The organism is Lentzea sp. NPDC036949, assembly GCF_055608075.1.
This window is the reverse complement of the sequence record NZ_JBVJRA010000012.1, coordinates 75,826-94,863: the sequence shown is the minus strand read 5'-3', so window position 1 is coordinate 94,863 and position 19,038 is coordinate 75,826. Positions and strand designations below refer to the sequence as shown.

General features: G+C 70.7%; 16 protein-coding genes. 12 read left to right on the top strand and 4 right to left on the bottom strand.

What is annotated here, in order from left to right:
* Window positions 1-18 precede the first annotated feature (18 nt).
* Entirely contained in the window at window positions 19-2,280 is a 2,262-nt protein-coding gene (gene katG, locus ACZ7CD_RS29820) for a catalase/peroxidase HPI (protein WP_470380190.1), read from the top strand.
* A gap of 62 nt (window positions 2,281-2,342) precedes the next feature.
* Here the strand turns inward: katG and ACZ7CD_RS29815 are convergent, their stop codons facing one another.
* On the bottom strand, window positions 2,343-3,380 hold the full coding sequence (locus ACZ7CD_RS29815) for a DUF6461 domain-containing protein (protein WP_470380189.1): 1,038 nt from the start codon (window positions 3,378-3,380) through the stop codon (window positions 2,343-2,345).
* 212 nt (window positions 3,381-3,592) lie between these two features.
* On the opposite strand from ACZ7CD_RS29815, the gene ACZ7CD_RS29810 reads away from it, so the two are divergent.
* Together ACZ7CD_RS29810 and ACZ7CD_RS29805 are read left to right on the top strand one after the other, a co-directional pair.
* Entirely contained in the window at window positions 3,593-5,095 is a 1,503-nt protein-coding gene (locus ACZ7CD_RS29810) for a glycoside hydrolase family protein (protein WP_470380188.1), read from the top strand.
* A 46-nt stretch (window positions 5,096-5,141) separates the two neighbouring features.
* On the top strand, window positions 5,142-6,443 hold the full coding sequence (locus ACZ7CD_RS29805) for a hypothetical protein (protein ID WP_470380187.1): 1,302 nt from the start codon (window positions 5,142-5,144) through the stop codon (window positions 6,441-6,443).
* Between the two features lie 145 nt (window positions 6,444-6,588).
* Here ACZ7CD_RS29805 and ACZ7CD_RS29800 read toward each other — a convergent pair whose 3' ends face one another.
* The gene (locus ACZ7CD_RS29800; protein WP_360397978.1) at window positions 6,589-7,629 is read right to left on the bottom strand and encodes an NAD(P)-dependent alcohol dehydrogenase; all 1,041 of its coding nucleotides are present in this window, start codon (window positions 7,627-7,629) and stop codon (window positions 6,589-6,591) included.
* A 142-nt stretch (window positions 7,630-7,771) separates the two neighbouring features.
* Here ACZ7CD_RS29800 and ACZ7CD_RS29795 point away from each other — a divergent pair, with 142 nt between their 5' ends.
* Complete coding sequence (locus tag ACZ7CD_RS29795; RefSeq protein WP_360397976.1) at window positions 7,772-8,647, top strand: helix-turn-helix transcriptional regulator; 876 nt, start codon at window positions 7,772-7,774, stop codon at window positions 8,645-8,647.
* Between the two features lie 50 nt (window positions 8,648-8,697).
* Here ACZ7CD_RS29795 and ACZ7CD_RS29790 read toward each other — a convergent pair whose 3' ends face one another.
* Entirely contained in the window at window positions 8,698-9,474 is a 777-nt protein-coding gene (locus ACZ7CD_RS29790) for an SDR family NAD(P)-dependent oxidoreductase (protein WP_360397974.1), read from the bottom strand.
* A gap of 76 nt (window positions 9,475-9,550) precedes the next feature.
* Here ACZ7CD_RS29790 and ACZ7CD_RS29785 point away from each other — a divergent pair, with 76 nt between their 5' ends.
* From ACZ7CD_RS29785 to ACZ7CD_RS29760, 6 genes are all read left to right on the top strand, one after another.
* Window positions 9,551-10,138: a TetR/AcrR family transcriptional regulator gene (locus ACZ7CD_RS29785; RefSeq protein WP_470380186.1), complete on the top strand. Its 588-nt coding sequence runs from the start codon at window positions 9,551-9,553 to the stop codon at window positions 10,136-10,138.
* Window positions 10,139-10,345: 207 nt separating this feature from the next.
* Window positions 10,346-14,233: a non-ribosomal peptide synthetase family protein gene (locus ACZ7CD_RS29780; RefSeq protein ID WP_470380185.1), complete on the top strand. Its 3,888-nt coding sequence runs from the start codon at window positions 10,346-10,348 to the stop codon at window positions 14,231-14,233.
* Entirely contained in the window at window positions 14,230-15,150 is a 921-nt protein-coding gene (locus ACZ7CD_RS29775; RefSeq protein ID WP_458434189.1) for a pseudouridine-5'-phosphate glycosidase, read from the top strand. The genes ACZ7CD_RS29780 and ACZ7CD_RS29775 overlap by 4 nt, the downstream gene beginning before the upstream one ends.
* On the top strand, window positions 15,147-15,812 hold the full coding sequence (locus tag ACZ7CD_RS29770) for an HAD family hydrolase (protein ID WP_360397966.1): 666 nt from the start codon (window positions 15,147-15,149) through the stop codon (window positions 15,810-15,812). The genes ACZ7CD_RS29775 and ACZ7CD_RS29770 overlap by 4 nt, the downstream gene beginning before the upstream one ends.
* The gene (upp, locus tag ACZ7CD_RS29765) at window positions 15,809-16,474 is read left to right on the top strand and encodes a uracil phosphoribosyltransferase (RefSeq protein ID WP_458434191.1); all 666 of its coding nucleotides are present in this window, start codon (window positions 15,809-15,811) and stop codon (window positions 16,472-16,474) included. The genes ACZ7CD_RS29770 and upp overlap by 4 nt, the downstream gene beginning before the upstream one ends.
* 13 nt (window positions 16,475-16,487) lie before the next feature.
* Window positions 16,488-17,393 (top strand): EamA family transporter, encoded by a 906-nt coding sequence (locus tag ACZ7CD_RS29760; protein ID WP_360397962.1) that lies wholly within the window; start codon window positions 16,488-16,490, stop codon window positions 17,391-17,393.
* Here the strand turns inward: ACZ7CD_RS29760 and ACZ7CD_RS29755 are convergent.
* Window positions 17,375-17,947 (bottom strand): dihydrofolate reductase family protein, encoded by a 573-nt coding sequence (locus ACZ7CD_RS29755; RefSeq protein ID WP_458434192.1) that lies wholly within the window; start codon window positions 17,945-17,947, stop codon window positions 17,375-17,377. The genes ACZ7CD_RS29760 and ACZ7CD_RS29755 overlap by 19 nt on opposite strands.
* A gap of 179 nt (window positions 17,948-18,126) precedes the next feature.
* Here ACZ7CD_RS29755 and ACZ7CD_RS29750 point away from each other — a divergent pair, with 179 nt between their 5' ends.
* Both ACZ7CD_RS29750 and ACZ7CD_RS29745 read left to right on the top strand, forming a co-directional pair.
* Window positions 18,127-18,330, top strand: a complete 204-nt coding sequence (locus ACZ7CD_RS29750; protein WP_360397958.1) for a hypothetical protein — start codon at window positions 18,127-18,129, stop codon at window positions 18,328-18,330.
* A 69-nt stretch (window positions 18,331-18,399) separates the two neighbouring features.
* On the top strand, window positions 18,400-19,023 hold the full coding sequence (locus ACZ7CD_RS29745) for a leucine-rich repeat domain-containing protein (RefSeq protein WP_470380184.1): 624 nt from the start codon (window positions 18,400-18,402) through the stop codon (window positions 19,021-19,023).
* The last annotated feature ends 15 nt before the right edge of the window (window positions 19,024-19,038 follow it).

The window sequence follows — 19,038 nt, the reverse complement described above, 5'->3', positions numbered from 1 at the left end:
ACACCCGGAAGGATTCCTGTGTCAGACAGCACTGACGCCAAGGTGAGCGAGCTGAACGAGGAGGAGGCCGGCGGCTGTCCCGTCGCGCACAGCCGGCGCAGCCATCCCACCGAGGGCGGTGGCAACCGCGACTGGTGGCCCAAGCAGCTCAACCTGCGGATCCTGCGCAAGCACCCCGTGCAGGCCAACCCGATGGGCGGGGACTTCGACTACGCGAAGGAGTTCCTGACCGTCGACCTCGACGAGCTGGCGCGTGACGTCGACGCCGTGCTCACCGAGTCGAAGGACTGGTGGCCGGCCGACTTCGGCCACTACGGCCCGTTCATGATCCGCATGGCGTGGCACAGCGCCGGCACCTACCGCACGCACGACGGCCGCGGTGGCGCGGGCGCGGGCATGCAGCGCTTCGCCCCGCTGAACAGCTGGCCGGACAACGGCAACCTGGACAAGGCCCGCCGCATCCTGTGGCCGGTCAAGAAGAAGTGGGGCCGCAGGGTCTCGTGGGCCGACCTGATGATCTTCACGGGCAACCGCGCGCTGGAGACCATGGGCTTCCAGACCTTCGGCTTCGCCGGTGGCCGCGCGGACGTGTGGGAGCCGGACGAGGACGTCTACTGGGGCCCGGAGACCGAGTGGCTCGGCGGCGACACCCGCTACAGCGGTGAGCGCGACCTGGAGTCCCCGCTGGCCGCGGTCCAGATGGGTCTGATCTACGTCAACCCCGAGGGCCCGAACAGCAACCCGGACCCGTTAGCCGCCGCCCGCGACATCCGCGAGACGTTCGGCCGCATGGGCATGAACGACGAGGAGACCGTCGCGCTGATCGCCGGTGGCCACACCTTCGGCAAGGCGCACGGTGCCGGTGACCCGTCGCTCGTCGGCGCCGAGCCCGAGGGCTCGCTGATGGACGCGCAGGGCTTCGGCTGGATCAGCACGCACGGCACCGGCAAGGGCCGCGACGCCATCACCTCGGGCCTCGAGGTGACCTGGACGCAGCAGCCGACCAAGTGGACGAACCTGTTCTTCAAGAACCTGTTCGAGTTCGAGTGGGAGCTCACCAAGTCCCCGGCCGGCGCCCACCAGTGGAAGCCGAAGGGCGACGCGGGCGCCAACACCGTGCCCGACCCCGAGGACGGCACGCTCAACCGCCAGCCGATGATGCTGACCACGGACCTCTCGCTGCGGGTCGACCCGGTCTACGAGCCGATCTCGCGCCGGTTCGCCGAGGACCACGAGGCGTTCGCCGAGGCGTTCTCTCGTGCGTGGTTCAAGCTGACCCACCGCGACATGGGCCCGATCCAGCGCTACCTCGGCCCGCAGGTGCCGCAGGAGGAGCTGCTCTGGCAGGACCGCGTGCCGGTCCGCGACCACGAGCTGATCTCCGCCGAGGACGTCGCCGCGCTCAAGGCGAAGATTTTGGAGACCGGCCTGTCCGTCTCGCAGCTGGTCAAGACCGCGTGGGCCTCGGCCTCCACGTTCCGCCAGAGCGACAAGCGCGGTGGCGCCAACGGTGCCCGCATCCGCCTCGAGCCGCAGCGCGGCTGGGAGGTCAACGAGCCCGACCAGCTCGCGCAGGTCCTGCGCACGCTGGAAGGCGTGCAGGAGGCCTTCAACAGCTCCGCGACCGGCGGCAAGAAGGTCTCGCTGGCCGACCTGATCGTCCTCGGCGGTGCCGCGGCGATCGAGCAGGCCGCCAAGGCCGCCGGCCGCGACGTCGAGGTCCCGTTCCTCGCCGGCCGCACGGACGCCACGCAGGAGCAGACCGACGCCGAGTCGTTCGCCGTGCTGGAGCCCAAGGTCGACGGTTTCCGCAACTTCGGCAGCAAGGCCAACCCGCTGCCGTCGGAGTACCTGCTGATCGACAAGGCCAACCTGCTCGGCCTCTCCGCGCCGGAGCTGACCGTGCTGGTCGGCGGCCTGCGCGTGCTCGGCGCGAACCACGGTGGCTCGACGGCCGGTGTGCTCACCGCCAAGCCGGAGACGCTGACCAACGACTTCTTCGTCAACCTGCTCGACATGGAGACGGAGTGGAAGTCGGTCACCGAGGACGAGGAGAACTTCGAGGGCCGCGAGCGCGCCACCGGCGCGGTGCGCTGGACCGCGACCCGCAACGACCTCGTGTTCGGCTCGAACTCCGAGCTGCGCGCCGTGGCCGAGGTCTACGCCAGTGACGACGCCGCCGACAAGTTCGTCGCCGACTTCGTCGCCGCGTGGAACAAGGTCATGAACGCGGACCGCTACGACGTCCACGAGGGTGTCACCCAGCCCGAGAACGGCTGATCGCTCCCACCACCCGGTGCCCCCCGGCCGACTCCGGCCGGGGGGCACCGGCGTGTCCGGGGTCAGCCGGCGTGCTGCGGCGGCACCCGAGGCCGTGGCTGCCGCAACCGCACCGCTTGGTGGGCGTTGTAGCGGGCGCCGACCAGAGCCGCGAGCGGGTCGTCCGCCCGGAGTGCGACGACAGCGGCCCGTGCGTGGGCCCGCGCCTCGACCTCGCGTTCCGCCACGGGTTCGGTGTCGCGCTGACGGACCGCGGCCTGGAGGCGGGCGACCGGGTCGAGGTCCGGGTCCGGTGGTGCGGCGCGGTCCCAGCGCAGCTCCATGACCCGTCGGTGGTCCCGCAGCACGTCGTCGACCGTGGCCTCGGGTTCGACACCCGCCGCCGCGCAGGCGGTGCGCGCGACCTCCTCGGCCGCGGCGCGGACCTCGGCCTCCCGCGCGGTGGTGGCCCACGCCAGCAGGCCGGGTTCGTTGACGTCGAGCCACTGCCTCGGGTCGCTGGGCCGGAACCGCCGCAGGTCGACGACCACGGACGCGAAGTGCGGTCCGGCCGCCCACTGCTCGGTGAGCCGCACGCCCGACACCCGTTCCACGAACGCGAGCGACTCCGCGCACATGCGGTGCGCGTCGTCGAACTCCAGGCCTTCCAGGTACGGCACGAGCGCGGCGGGCCGTTCCTGCCGCAGGACGAAGTCGAACGCCCCGAGCAGCTCACCGTCGTGCGCGAGGCTCAGGGTGCTGTCGAAGTTGACGTTCCAGAACGCCGAGGCCGCCACCGTGCCGGCGGACAGACGTTCCAGCACCTCCCGATCCGCACCGTGCCACCCGTTGTCCTCGACCAGCAGCACCCAGCCGTCCACCTCGTCGGCGAGGACCACCGGCAGCTCGTCGGGGTGAGCGCCACCGGAGCGCGCGTTCACCTCGCCCAGGTCGGCCCTGCGTTCGCCGGGGAGGCCGTCGAAGCGGCGCAGTGCCTCGCCGACGGACAGGCCGCGCACCGCGGTGAGGCAAAGCGCATCGGACGGCAGCAGACCGCAGGACAGCACCCGGTCGTAGTGGTCGGTCGCGTCGGCGCGGACCACCGGCTCTGGCAACGACATGGGGGCCACGCTGGCACACCGGCGCGGCTCCCGGCTAACCCCGCTGCGCACCCGGTGGTCCCGCAGGCCGTCCGGATCACGGTGTTGCGCAGCGGCGTTGCCCGCGGAACACGGCCTCGCACCCGCTAACCGCAGGTGGACCGGCCGGGCGGGAAACAGCCCGCTACCAGGTTCTTCACCCGTCTGGAGGACTTGATCACTATGATGGGTGCGTGCCCCTGAGTCGCCGACCTCTTCCGCTGCTCGCTGCGCTGGCGCTCCTCGGCGCGGTCACCGCGTGCACCGATGCGGCCGCCGGCGACCCCGTGGCGGTCACGAGCGAGGGCAGGCCGACGCAGACCGGCGCGACGCGCAAGGCACCACCGCCGAGGAACCAGCTGGACCTGAAGACGGAGAACGCCCGGCAGAGCCCCGGTGTCGTGATCGCCGGCTCCGGTGACGCGCCGTACAACTACGGGCCGGCCGTGATGCTCGAAGGCGGCAAGGTGCGCGCGTGGTGGTGCAGCCAGCTCAGCGCCGCGCCCCCCGGCGGCGACGACGTCCTCTACAGCGAGGGCGGGGCGCTGGACGGGCCGATGAGCACCGCGGTCCCGGTGTTCTCCGGCAGCGGCACCAGCTTCGACGCCATGCACACGTGCGACCCGTCGCTGATCAAGATCGGCGGCACCTACTACATGTACTACACCGGGGCGGCGCGCGACAACCACGCGAACGGCAGCTCCGTCGGCGTCGCCACCAGCCCGGACGGCCTGAGCTGGTCACGTGCGAACAACGGCCAGTCGATCATCGGGCCGGCCGGTGACGTGATCCGGGAGAACACCTACGGCGCCGGCCAGCAGTCCGCCGTCTACCTCGACGGCTGGGTGTACCTGATGTTCACCGACACCACGGGCCTCGCCTCGCACCAGAACGGCGCGGGCCAGTACGTGCTGCGGTCGAAGGACCCGACGTTCGCCACCGGCGTCGAGGCGCTCGGCCAGTCCGGGTTCCAGCCGGTGCCGTCGACGAACAAGCCGCGCACCCGGTCGGTCGTCGAGGCGTTCAGCGCCGACTGGATGTGGATCGACGCGGCCTCGACGTGGGCCATCGCGCACTCCACCGACGACGGCACGACCGTGACGTTCTGGAACAAGGACTTCACCCGGCACCCGTTCAAGCCGGTGCTCATCCCCGGCATCTGGCGCGAGGGCCCCGGCCTGGTGCGCACGCCGCAGGGCCACGCACCGGTCAACGGCGCCGACCCGTGCGGCCGGGTGGCGCTGGACGTGCTGCGGTCCACGGTCGACGGTCCCGGGAACGCGCCCACGAACATCACCCGCTTCGGCCTCGACGCGGTCGGCCTCAAGGGCTGCACCACGGCGGACGAGGCGAGCGCGCTCAACGGCTTCGCGCTGCCGTCACCGGAACGCACGGTCGACGTGGTCATGGGCGGCAAGGTCGTGCGGTTCGAACGCCGCTCGGTCGCGGAGAAGTTCGCCCGCGCCGTGCTGCCGGACCGCCCGGTCGGCGTCGATCAGCTGAAGGTCGCGGCGCAGGTGCCCGCCGGTGCGCCCGCGGTCGCCAACCCAGAAGGCGTCGTCGGGCTGCTGCTCGAGAACAAGCTGTGGGTGATCGGCTCGGTGGAGGTGGCGACCCTCAACTCGTCGGCGGTCAAGCAGGTGTCCGCTGAGCAGTGGGAGCGCTACGAACGCCACCAGGACCTCGCCGCGCGCTGACCGGTACCTTCACCCCTGAATTCGGACATGGGGGACAAGAGTGACGGTGACGACGGACAGACCGCGGGCGCTCGCGGACAGCGTGTTCCCCGAACCGGAGGGAGATCGCGCCGTCACCGGGTACGTGGCCGGTTTCCTGGCCTCGGTGGCGTTCCTGCTGCTCGTCCCGGCCGGCTGGGCGCGCCTGGACCACCTGTGGGCCGAGGACGGCGCGCGGTTCGCCGTCGACGCCCTCCGCTCCCCCGCGCTGCAGAACCTGGTCGACCCGTACGGCGGCTACCTGCACGTGCTGCCCCGGCTGGTGGCCGAGCTGGTCGCGCTGCTGCCGCTGCCGTGGACGGCGGCCGGGTTCGCGGTCGCGGCGGCGGTGCTGCGGGCGGTCGTCGCGCTCGTCACGTTCGCGGCGTCCGGCGCGTACCTGCGGTCGACGGCGCTGCGGTTCGTGCTGGCCGCGCTCGTGGTCGTGGTGCCGGCGGGCAACTCCGAGACGTTGAACAACATGGCGAACCTGCACTGGTTCCTGCTGTACGGCGTGTTCTGGGCGCTGCTGTGGCGGACCGCGCCGCGCGTGCCGGTCGCGGTGTTCGTGGTCTTGTCGACGCTGTCGAGCCCGCTGGTCCTCCTGCTGGTCCCGATCGCGCTCGTACGGCTGTTCCTGCCGCGCCGGGAGGTTCCGGTCGTGTTCCTGGCCGGTGCGCTGGTGCAGGGCGCGGTGGTGCTGTCCGCTGAACGCACGCCGTACTCGCACGACCCGGTCGACACCGTGCAGGTGCTGCTCGCGGCCCTGCTGCGGGTGCCGGTGGTGGCGCTGACCGGGTCGGAACGGCTCGGCCTCTTCTACCCCGCGCACGGCAACCTGGTCGTCCTCGGCGCGCTGCTGGTGACCGGTCTGCCCGTCCTCGCCGCGCTGTGGTGGGGCGACCGCGCCGGACGGGCGCTGGCCGCGGTCGCCACCTGCTGCAGCGTGCTCCTGATCGGGCTGAGCCTGGTGCTGAACTGGAGCGCGGCGCTGCAGGTGCAGCAGCCGGGCGTGGTGCTCGCCGGGCAGCGCTACAGCGTCGCGCCGGTGCTGTTCCTGTTCACAGCGGTCGCGGTGGGGCTCGACGCGGCGCCTCCGGCCGCGTGGCAGCGGTTCGCCGTGCGGGCCGGGCAGTGGGTGCTCGGCATCCTGCTGGTGTCGAGCGTCATCGGACACCTCCAGGAGCCCGGCACGGTGCTGCGCGGTGTGCCGTGGGACGCGAGCGTGGAACAGGGCCGGGCGCAGTGCGCGGCGAACGCGCCGGAGGCACGGCTGGAGCACGAACCGGCGGGCTGGTTCTTCGTGCTGCCGTGCGACCGGCTGGGGTGAGGACGCCGGGGTTCAGTGCGCGCCGGCCTGAGCGCCTCCGGCCGGGAGTCTTGCCCGCCCCCGCACCCTCCTTGCTGCTCAGGTCACCCTCGAACAACGCACCCGACCATGAGGATGGAAAAGGCTCGGTACTCGCAGATGCCGGTCAGATCGTGGCGGCGTCGATCACGAACCGGTACCGCACGTCGCTGGCCTGCACCCGGTCGTAGGCCGTGTTGATCTCCTCGGCGGTGATCAGCTCGATCTCCGCGCCGAGGGAGTGCTCCGCGCAGAAGTCCAGCATCTCCTGGGTCTCCGCGATGCCGCCGATCATCGAGCCCGCGAGGGTCTTGCGACCGCCGAGCAGGCCGAACAGGTTGATCGAGACCGGCTCCTCGGGGGCACCGACGTTGACCAGCGCGCCGTCGGTCTTGAGCAGGCCGAGGTAGGCGGTGAGGTCGAGCGGCGCGGACACCGTGGAGACGATGACGTCGAACCGGCCCGCCAGCTCGGAGAACGTGGCCGGGTCGCTCGTGGCGCGGTAGTCGTGGGCACCGAGCTTGAGGCCGTCGTCCTTCTTGCGCAACGACTGCGACAGCACGGTCACCTCGGCGCCGAGCGCGGCGGCGATCTTCACGCCCATGTGGCCGAGACCGCCCAGGCCGACGATCGCGACCTTCTTGCCGGGCGCCACGCCCCAGTGCTTGAGCGGCGAGTACAGCGTGATGCCCGCGCACAGCAGCGGCGCGGCCACGTCCAGCGGCAGGGCGTCCGGGATGCGGACGACGAAGTTCTCGTCGACCACGATCTGCTGCGAGTAGCCGCCGTGGGTAGCCTGGCCGTCCCGGCCGATGGCGTTGTAGGTCATGGTGTTGCCGTTGGCGCAGTACTGCTCCAGGCCGCGCAGGCAGTAGTCGCACTCGCGGCACGAGTCGACCATGCAGCCGACGCCGACGCGGTCGCCGACGGCGTGCCGGGTGACCTCGGAGCCGACCTCGACGACGACACCCGCGATCTCGTGGCCGGGGACCATCGGGAAGATGGCCTCGCCCCAGCCCTCGTTGACCTGGTGGATGTCGGAGTGGCAGATGCCCGCGTACTTGATGTCGATCAGGACGTCGTGCGCGCCGACGGCGCGACGCTCGATCGTGGTGCGCTCCAGCGGTGCCTTGGGTGCCGCAGCGGCGTAGGCAGCGACGGTGCTCATCAGGTTCTCCTCGTCTCGTCGTGTCACCGAGAACACTGCCCCGGTCGCCGGTCGCTACCCAGACACCTGGTTTTCGTACGTCCGCTGTGCCTACCACTGGCAGTAGCAGGCACGGTTCACGCAGGTCAGGGATACTCGGGGCATGACAGTGGACCCACGCACCGAGCTGAGCGAGTTCCTGCGCAGCCGCCGGGCGCGGCTGTCACCCGACGACGTGGGGCTGCCGCGGTTCGGCCGCGCCCGCCGCGTCCCCGGTCTGCGCCGCGAGGAGCTGGCCCAGCTGGCGGGTGTCTCGGTCGCGTACTACACGCGGCTGGAACAGGGCAACGGCCGCAACGTCTCGGCCGAGGTCTGGGACTCGATCGCCCGCGCCCTGCGGCTGTCCGACGCCGAGCACGCGCACCTGCGCAACCTCACGCGCAGCCGCACCGGCACGAAGAAGAAGGCGCAGCGCTCGCACGTGCGCCCGGCGTTGCAGCACCTGCTCGACAACGTCGGCGTGCCCGCGTACATCGGCGGCCGGCGTTCGGACGTCCTCGCCTGGAACCCGATGGCCGCGGCGTTGTTCGGCGACTGGTCCGAGCTGGAGCCGCGCGAGCGCAACTGGGGCCGGCTGATCTTCCTGCACCCCTCCTACCAGGAGCTGTTCGCCGACTGGCAGAGCAAGGCCGCCGACGTCGTCGCCTTCCTGCGGATGGACGCCGGGTGCTACGCCGACGACCCGGAGCTGGCCGCGCTGGTCGGCGAGCTGTCGTTGAAGAGCGCGCTGTTCCGCAAGCTGTGGGCCAAGCACGACGTGAAGGAGAAGTCCTTCGGCACCAAGGTGTTGCGGCACCCGCTGGTGGGCGAGATGACACTGGCGTACGAGACGCTGCGGATGCCCAGCGAGCCGGAGCTGTTCTTCACCACCTACCACGCGGAACCGGGTTCGGCGTCCGCGGAGGCGTTGCAGCTGCTCGCGAACTGGGGCCGGGACGCGACCAGGGCGGGCACGTCGGTGCACAACCACCAGTCGTGAAAAGGCTGCCGCGCACCGGAACCGTCGCCTGGCCGCAGGGCACCTGAGCCTCAGGCCGACAGCGCGGCCATCGCCCTGACCGCCTGCCGCCTGCTGACCAGGCGCGACAAGCTGACCAGGACCCGGTTCGCCCGCCCGACCGCGATGCTCGGCGGCGGGTTGCGCCGGTCCAGCGTCCGCAACGCCGTGCGCACCACCAGCTCCGGCCCGACCTTGCGCGCACCGCCCGAGGCCTGCTCGCCGGCGACGGCGAAGAACTCCGTCTCGGTCGCGCCGGGTGAGAGCGCGAGCACCCGCAGGCCGCTGCGCCGGTGCTCCTGCCACAGCGCCTCGGTGAAGCTCAGCACGAACGCCTTGGCCGCGCCGTAGACCGCCATCCGCGGCGTCGGGTGGTAGGCGGCCATGCTCGCGACGTTGACCAGCACCCCGCGCCCGGACGCCACCAGCTCGCCGAGGAACGTCCTGGACAGCTCGACCACCGCGGAGACGTCGAGCGCGATCTCGGTGCGCAGCCGTTCCACGTCCTCCTGCGCGAACGGCCCGTACGTGCCGAACCCGGCGTTGTTGACCAGCCCGGTCAGCGTGAGCCCGCGCGCCCGCAGCCCGGCGGCCAGCTCCGGCACGGCGTCCGGCTGGGTGAGGTCGCACGGCAGCACGGTGACCTCGACGCCCTTCAGCTCGGCGGCCAGTGCCTCCAGCCGCTCCGCCCGGCGCGCCACCAGCACCAGGTCAGCGCCCCTGCGGGCGAGCTCACGGGCGAACTCCGCACCGATCCCGGCACTGGCACCGGTGACGAGGACGCGAGCACCTCGGTAGTCGATTGTCACTTCTGGGCCTCCCTGGCATCGAGTGCCAAGCTAGCACCAGATGCCAGAAGTGCGCCACGGCACTAGGGTTGGCGGCATGTCAGAGCGCCTGTGGGACCGCACCCGCCGCCGCGTCCAGGAGGAGGTCGTGGACGCCGCGCTGGCGTTGTTCCTGGAGCAGGGCTTCGAGGAGACGACGGTCGACCAGGTGGTGGCGGCGACCGGGATCTCCCGGCGCTCCTTCTTCCGCTACTTCGGCTCGAAGGAGGACATCGTCTTCGGCGACCTCGCCGAGCAGGGGCCGGTGATCCTGGCTGCGCTGCGCGCGCGTCCCGACGACGAGCCGATCTGGGAGGCGCTGGCGCACGCGTTCGAGGTGATCGGCGAGCACACGAGCCCCGAACGCGGCGCCGCGATCGGGCGGCTGGTCGCGACCACCCCCGCGTTGCGCGCCGCCCACCTGGAGAAGCACCTGCGCTGGCAGGAGGCGCTGGCCCCGGAGGTCGAACGCCGCGTCGGCACCGGTGGCGCCCCGGCCGGCCTCGTCGGCGAGGCGATCGTGGCGACCCTGCTGGCGTGCCTCGACGCGGCCAGCACGGTGTGGCTGCGCCAGGGCGGCGGCGACCTCGGCGAGCTGCGCCGGCTCACCTGGCAGGCGCTCGACGCAGTCCGAAGTGGACGATGACCGGGCCTTCCACGTCGGCTTGACGCCCTCACCGGCCCGCACGGGCCGGACCGACCGTCCTCAGTGGAACGACCCTGGGTCCGACGTGCCGTGACGGCCTCGTCTCGGCACGTCCTCCAGACGGATTCGAGGCGCCGTTCGTACGTTTTCCACCGCACTGGGCTCTCGTACCCATTGGTCACCACCGACGCCTTGGGGGCTTCTCGCATGCCGAACGCAGCTTCAGTCGACGGGACGCAGCGCGACGGCGGGTGCCTGCCCGACCTGCTGCGCAAGCAGGTCGAGGAGCACCCCGACCGCACGGCCGTGGTGTTCGGCGACAGCAGCCTCAGCTACGGCGAGCTGTTCGAGCAGAGCTCCGCGTTGGCGACGCACCTGCGCAGACTGGGCATCACGGCCGACGACTGCGTGGGCATGTTCGTCGAACCGTCGCTGGACCTCGTGGTCGGCGCGTGGGGCATCCTCTGCAGCGGTGGCGCGTACCTCCCGCTGAGCCCCGAGTACCCGGAGGAACGCCTGCGGTACATGATCGAGGACTCGCGCACGAAAGTCGTGCTGACCCAGCCGGGGCTCAAGGCCCGCCTCGCGGAGCTCGCGCCGAGCGGCACCAGGATCGTCACGCTCGCCGACTGCGACGAGGCGTTCGACGACGGCTTCAGCCCCGCGCACGACAGCCTCGCCTACATCATCTACACCTCCGGCAGCACCGGTAAGCCCAAGGGCGTGATGATCGAGCACCGCAGCATCGTCAACCAGATGCTGTGGCTGCACGACGCGCACGGCATCGACGGCACGAAGCGCGTGGTGCAGAAGACGCCGATGAGCTTCGACGCCGCGCAGTGGGAGATCCTCGCACCGGCGGTCGGTAGCACGGTGGTGATGGGACAGCCGGGCATCTACCGCGACCCCGAGATGCTGATCGGCACGATCCGCGAGCACGACGTCACCACGCTGCAGTGCGTGCCGACGTTGCTGCAGGCGCTGATCGACACCGAGGAGCTCCACACCTGCACGAGCCTGCGGCAGATCTTCAGCGGCGGTGAGGCGTTGTCCCGCACGCTCGCGGTCAGCGCGACCGCCACCATGCCGGACACGCAGCTCGTCAACCTCTACGGGCCGACCGAGACGACGATCAACTCGTCGTCGTTCACCGTCGACCCGGCGCAGCTGGCGAACGCCCCCAAGTCCATCTCCATCGGAGCGCCGGCCGCGAACACCACCTACCTGGTGCTCGACGAGAACCGCGACATGGTGCCGCTGGGCGAGATCGGCGAGCTGCACATCGGCGGCCTCCAGGTCGCCCGCGGGTACCTGCACCAGCCGGAGCTGACCGCGGAGCGGTTCGTGGACGGCATGTTCCGCACCGGCGACCTGGTCACGCAGAACCCGGACGGCACCGTGCAGTTCGCCGGCCGCGCCGACAGCCAGGTGAAGCTGCGCGGCTACCGGGTGGAGCTCGACGAGATCCGGCTCGCGATCGAGACGCACGACTGGGTGCGCAACGCGGCGGTCATCGTGAAGTCCGACGAGCGCACCGGGTTCCAGAACCTGATCGCGTGCGTCGAGCTGAACCCCAAGGAAGCCGCGCTGATGGACCAGGGCAACTCCGGTGCCCACCACCAGTCGAAGTCCTCCCGGTTGCAGGTCCGCGCGCAGCTGTCAAACCCCGGCGTGCGCGACGACCTCGGCGGGCGCGAGGCGTTCGAGCTGCCCGGTGAGGAGGCGTCCTGCCTGCAGCGCAAGGTCGTGTTCTCGCGCAAGTCCTACCGGTTCTACGAGGGCGGCGCGGTCACCGCGGCCGACCTCGCCGCGTTGCTGGGCCGCCAGGTCGACGCGACCGGCTCGAAGGACCCGAAGTCCGTGCGGTTCGCGGAGCTGGGCGAGATCCTGCGCTACTTCGGCGCGCACTACAGCGACCAGCGGCTGCTGCCCAAGTACGGCTACGCCTCGCCGGGTTCGCTCTACGCGACCCAGATCTACCTGGAGCTGCACCACATCGCGGGCCTGCCGGCGGGGTTGTACTACTACCACCCGCTGCGCCACCAGCTCGTCCGGATCGCCCAGGTCGAGGAGCAGGAGCCGCAGGTCAAGCTGCACTTCATCGGGCGGAGGGCCGCCATCGAGGGCGTGTACCAGAACAACGTCCAGGAGGTCCTGGAGATCGAGACCGGCCACATGGTCGGCCTCTTCGAGGAGGTCCTGCCCGGCTACGGCCTCGACCTGCGGGCCGCCGCGCACACCCCCGAGACCAAGGACCTGCTCGACGTCGCCGACGAGGACCACTACCTCGGCACGTTCCAGCTGACCGCCCACACCGGCCCGCGCACCGACGACGCCGTCGACGTCTACGTCCAGACCCACCCCGGCAAGGTCGCGGACCTGCCCGCGGGCCAGTACCGCTACCGCGACGGCGAGTTCGAGCGCGTCTCGGACGAGCTGGTGCTGCGCAAGCACGTCATCGCCATCAACCAGGCCGTGTACGAGCGGGCCAGCTTCGGCGTCACGGTCGTCAGCCGCACCACCGAGCCGTGGCGCGAGTACGTCGACCTCGGCCGGACCATGCACCGGCTGTCCGCCAACGACGTCGACCTCGGTTTCATGTCGTCGGGCTACAGCTCCAAGTCCGGCAACGACCTGCCGTCGGCCAAGCGCATCAACGGCGTGCTGGCCGAGCTCGGTGAGGCGCCCGGCCCGTCGTACTTCTTCCTGGGCGGCAAGGTCTCCTACGCCCAGCGGCGCAGCCCCGGCATGAACGAGGACGTCGTGCACATGAAGGGACCGGCCGAGCTGATCCGCGACGACCTGGTCAACTTCCTGCCCGACTACATGATCCCGAACAAGGTCGTGGTGCTGGACGCGTTGCCGGTCACCGCGAACGGCAAGATCGACGTCAAGGCGCTGGAGAAGTCCGACAAGACCAACGCCGACGACAACGACCGCCCGTTCGTCGCCCCGCGCACCACGACCGAACGCCGCGTCAGCGAGCTGTGGAAGAAGCTCATGAAGCGCGAGACCGTGTCGACGCACGACGACTTCTTCGAGACCGGCGGCAACTCGCTGATCGCGGTCGGCCTGGTCAACCGGATCAACAAGGACTTCGGCACCTCGCTGCCGTTGCAGGTGCTGTTCGAGTCGCCGACGATCGAGCAGCTGTCCCGCCGGGTCGACGGCGTCCACGAGGGACCGATCTCCCGGCTCGTGCCGATGAGTTCCGGCGGCACCGGCGCACCGGTGTTCTGCTGGCCCGGTCTGGGCGGCTACCCGATGAACCTGCGCACGCTGGCGAGCAAGTCGGAGAAGACGTTCTACGGCGTGCAGGCGCACGGCATCAACGAGGGCGAGACGCCGTACCGCACCATCCGCGAGATGGCCGCCGCCGACGTCGAGGCGATCAAGAAGGTCCAGCCGGAGGGCCCGTACACGCTGTGGGGCTACTCGTTCGGCGCGCGGGTCGCGTTCGAGACGGCGCACCAGCTGGAGCAGGCCGGGCACGAGGTGCGCACCCTGTTCCTGATCGCGCCGGGCTCGCCGAAAGTCCGCGACGAACGCGACAGCAACGAGGCCGCGTACGACAACAGGGCGTTCGTGACGATCCTGTTCTCGGTGTTCGCGGGCAGCATCACCGACCCGCGGCTGCAGCGGTGCCTGGAGGTGGCGCGCGACGAGGAGAGCTTCGCCGGGTTCGTCAGCGCCGAGTTCCGCGACCTCGACCCCGAGCTGGTGCGGCGGATCATCCGGATCGTCACCGAGACGTTCTCCTTCAAGTACACCTTCAGCGAGCTCGCCGAACGCACGATCACCGCGCCCATCACCATCTTCAAGGCGCGGGGCGACGACTACTCGTTCATCGAGGGCAGCGAAGGTTTCTCTGCAGTGCCCCCCGTCATCGTCGACCTGGAGGCGGACCACTACAGCCTGCTGCGCGAGCCCGACATCGACGAGCTGATGACCGCCATCGGCCAGTCGCAGGTGCGCCGGCAGGTCGAGCTGCACGCCGCCGCGCACGTGCCGGTGCTGCTCACCGACGAGCAGATGTCCGAGCTGATCGAGGCCGTGACCAAGGCGGTCACGCTGGCGATCGGAGGTAGTTCGTGAGCATTCCCCTGGTGTACAGCGAGGAAGTGGCCGAGGCGATCACCGCCGGACAGCCCGTGGTGGCGTTGGAGTCCAACGTCATCACGCACGGCCTGGACTACCCGGACAACGCCGAGACCGCCCGCAGCGTGCAGGACGCCGTGCGCGCGGGTGGCTCGGTGCCCGCGACGATCGGCATCGACGGCGGCCGCATCCTCGTCGGCATGACCGACACCGACATCGAGCGGTTCGCGTCCACACCGAAGATCCCGAAGGTCAGCAGCCGGGACCTGCCGATCGTGCTGGCCCGCGGCGGCATGGGCGCCACGACCGTCGCGTCGTCGGTGATCGCCGCCGAGCTCGCCGGGCTGAAGTTCTTCTCCTCCGCGGGGATCGGCGGTGTGCACCGCGGCGCCGAGCGGACGATGGACGTGTCGTCGGACCTGATCCAGTTCACCCGCTCGAAGGTCGCCGTGGTGTGCGCGGGCGCGAAGAACATCCTGGACCTCGGGCTCACCCTGGAGTTCCTGGAGACGCACTGCGTGCCGGTCGTGTCCTACCGCTCCGACGACTTCCCGGCGTTCTACTGCACCTCCAGCGGGTTCCGCAGCCCGCACCGGATCGACGACCCCGCGGTGCTGGCGCGCGCGGTCGAGAACCACTGGTGGCTCGGCGGCCCCGGCTCGTTCCTCGTCACCACACCAACGAAACCGGGGGACGCGATCGACGGCGGTGAGGTCGAGTCGGTGATCGCCGAGGCGGTCGAGCGCGCCGAACGCGAGGGCGTGACCGGACAGGCGATCACGAAGTACCTGATGAAGGCCGTCGAACGCGCCACGGAAGGCCGTTCCGCCAAGGCGAACACCGCGGTGCTGGTCAGCACCGCCGAGGTCGCCGGCGAGCTGGCCGCCGCCCACGCGAGGGAGTTCAGCCGATGAGCCGCCGCTGCGTGGTGTTCGACCTCGACGGCACGCTGGTCGACACCCCGACCGGGATCGTCACGACGTTCGCCGCCGTGTTCGCCCAGCTCGGACTGCCCACTGCGGACTCGGGCGCGATCCGGTCCACGATCGGGCTGCCGCTGCCGGCGGCGTTCGCGAAGCTGCTGGGCGTCGCGGCCGACGACCCGGTGGCCGCCGACTGCGTGGAGCTCTACCAGTCGACGTTCCGCCGGATCGTGCTGCCGATGGCCACCCGGCTCGTGTTCCCCGGCGTGCACGACGGGCTGGAGGAGCTGGCGGACGGCGGTGTCCTGCTCGCCGTGGCCACCAGCAAGTTCATCGCCAACGCCGAGGCGCTGCTCACCGCGGCCGGGCTGCGCGAGCACTTCGCCGTCGTCGTCGGCGCGGACCAGGTGCCCGCGCCGAAGCCCGACCCCGCCTCCGGGTTCGTGGTGCTCGACGCGCTCGACGTGGCCGCGGCGAACGCGGTGATGGTCGGCGACACCACCCACGACGTGCTGATGGCGCACGCCGCCGGGATGGCGTCGATCGGCGTGACCTACGGCGTGCACAGCGTCGAACAACTGCTCAGCGCCAACCCCACCTGGCTCGTCGACTCGTTCGCCGGGGTCGTGGCCGCTGCCAAGGAGTGCCCGTGATCTCCATCGAGGCCTACCTCGAGAAGAACGTCCACCTGTTGCCGCAGACCAACCAGCTGCGCGCGATGCACACGATCGTCCGCGACCGCGAGGTGTCGCGCGAGGAGTTCGTCTTCTACACCGAACGCATCATCCGGCTGCTCGTGGAGGCCGGGCTCGACCTGCTGCCGTTCACACCGCGCGACGTCACCACCCCGGTCGGCGCGACCTACCACGGGTTGCGGTTCGCGGAGGACCTCGTCGGCGTCCCGATCGTGCGGGCGGGCGAGAGCATGGAGGCCGGGCTGCGGGCGGTGGTCAGGGGCGTGCGGATCGGCAAGATCCTCATCCAGCGCGACAAGGTGACCAAGCTGCCGAAGCTGTACTACTCGGCGCTGCCGGAGGACATCGCGTCCCGCCAGGTGCTGCTGCTCGACCCGATGCTCGCGACCGGTGGCACCGCGCTGGCCGCGGTTCAAGTGCTGCTCGACCACGGGGTGCTAGAAGAGAACATCGTGTTCGTCACCTTCATCACGGTGCCCGAGGGCATCGAGGCGGTGTGCTCGCGCTACCCGCGGGTGCGGATCGTGACGTCCGCGATCGAGGAACGGCTCAACGAGAACGCCTACATGCTGCCCGGCATCGGTGACTTCGGGGATCGGTTCTTCGGCACCGACAAGTGACGGGGGCAGTGCCATGAAGGGCAACCGACTGCTGGCGGACTCGGCGACCACCGCGCTGGCACCGATGATCTGGGGCAGCACCTACCTCGTCACCACCCAGCTGCTGCCACCGGACCGGCCGCTGCTGGCCGCGGTGGTGCGCGCGTTGCCGGCGGGGCTGATCCTGTTGCTGTTCGGGCGCATCCTGCCCACCGGCATCTGGTGGTGGCGCGCGCTCGTGCTGGGCACGCTGAACATCGGCGCGTTCTTCTTCCTGCTCTTCGTCGCCGCCTACCGGCTGCCCGGCGGGGTCGCGGCGCTCGTCGGCTCGGTGCAGCCGATGGTCGTGCTGGTGCTCGCCGCGCTGCTGCTGGGCGACCGCGTCCGGCTCCCCCACCTGCTGGCGTGCCTGGCCGCTTCGGCGGGGGTGGCGCTGCTCGTGCTGAAGGCGACGGCGCAGCTGGACGTCGTCGGCGTGCTGGCGGCGCTGGGCGGCGCGGTCTGCATGGCGTCGGGCATCGTGCTGACCAAGCGGTGGCAGCGGCCGGCCGAGGTCAACGTGCTGCTGTTCACCGGCTGGCAGCTCACCGCGGGCGGGATCGTGCTGCTGCCGGCCCTGTTCCTGCTGGAGGGCCTGCCGAGCACGATCAACGGCACCAACGCGCTCGGCTTCGGCTACCTGATCGTGCTCGGGTCGCTCTTCGCCTACTCGGTCTGGTTCCGCGGCACCGACCGGGTGCCGGCGATCGGGCTGTCGTTCCTGGGGTTCTTCAGCCCGCTCGTCGCCACCCTGCTGGGGCTGGTGTTCCTCGGTCAGACGCTGTCGCTGCTCCAGCTCATCGGCGCGCTGGTGCTGATCGGCTCGATCGTCCTGGTCCAGCTCACCCCGGCACGACCGGTGGCCGTGCCGGAGCGCGAGCGTCAGCGCGTGACGTCGTAGACCAGCTTCTGGATGCCGTTGGAGTAGGACTCGCTCTCGACCAGCGTCAGCAGCTGCTTGTCCTTGTCGGTCTCGCTGAACAGCCGCTTGCCCGCGCCGAGCAGCACCGGGAACACCAGCAGGTGGTAGCGGTCGATCAGGCCGGCGTCGGACAGGCTGCGGTTCAGCGTCGCGCTGCCGTGGATCGAGATCGGGCCGCCGTCGGTCTCCTTGAGCGCGGCCACGTCGTCGAGGGAGCGCAGGATCGTGATGTCGCCCCAGTTGCCGACGAGCTGGTCCTCCTCCAACGTGCTGGAGACGACGTACTTCGGCATCGCGTTGTACCGCGGGAAGTAGTCGAGCGCCGGCCACACCGGGGAGAACGCCTCGTAGCTGACCCGGCCCATCATCATGGCCGCGGCCTCCTCCTGCTCACGTCCCTTGATCTCGTAGGCGGCCTCGTCGAACGCGATGTCCTTGAAGGTCCAGCCGGAGCTGCGGTGGCCCGGCTCGCCGCCGGGGGCCTCGACGACGCCGTCGAGCGAGACGAACGCGGTGGCGATCAGGGTGCGCATCGATCTTCTCCTCAGGTGCTCCGGTGTGCTCTCACCAGCACGTCGATCGGGAGCGGCCGCGATCGACACGCGCATCCTGCCTGATTTCCCCGTGAACGACCGGTCAGGAATCGAGAAGCGCGGACCGCACCCGTGCTCATACCGTTGACCTCGACAAACACCCGACTGGGAGGTTCGAGATGAGCAAGCGGATGCGCCGGTTCCACCGCGTCGTGAGCATGGTCTTCATGGTCACGGTCGTCTTCACGGCGGTCGCGCTGACGGTGGACAGCTCGGTGGTGTGGGTGTCGTACGTGCCGCTGCTGCCGTTGTTCGTGCTGATGGCCACCGGCGTCACCATGTGGTTCCGCCCGCGCCGCCGAGCCGCACAGGCCCAGGTCTAGCCGTTCGGCGTGCAGGGCAACCCGGTTGATCCCGACGGGCCGAACGGTGGCAGCGATACCCTGCCCGTCATGGGGGAGACCGAGGACGGGTGCCGGTGCGTCGACAGGACCCGGCAGCTCGTGCGCTTCCACCCGGACCGCCAGAACCCGGCGTCACCGGGCTGGCTGCACCTGCTGGAGGTGGTCGAGGAGGCCGCGGCAGACGGGCGCGCGTTGTTCCGGCCGTTGCGCGAGCTGAGTCCCGTGGAGCAGCACCAGATCATCACCCTGCCACCCACGATCGCGAAGCTGACGGCGGTCGAGGTGCTGGACCTGCGCGGGTCGAACCTGGTCCGCGTGCCGCCGGAGATCGGTGCCATGACGAGCCTGCGGCGGTTCGACCCGCACACCTCGCACCGGCTGCACTGGTTCCCGTACGAGCTGACCCGCTGCCGGAACCTCGCCGAGAGCCGGGTCAGCGCGGACGCGCTCTACGCCGGCCACGTGTTCCCGGTGCTGGTGCCGCCCACGACCGACCTCTCCCGCCTCGACCCCGGCACGCACGGCACCGAGCACGTCCGCGCGTGCAGCGTGTGCGACGGCCCCGTGACCGAGCTGCACCAGCGCTGGGTCGTGCGACACGTCGCCGAGGCCCTGGTGCCACTGCTGGCGAACACCTGCTCGCCCGCCTGCGCAGCCAAAACCTCCCCCTAGCCCCTCCCTTGCTGC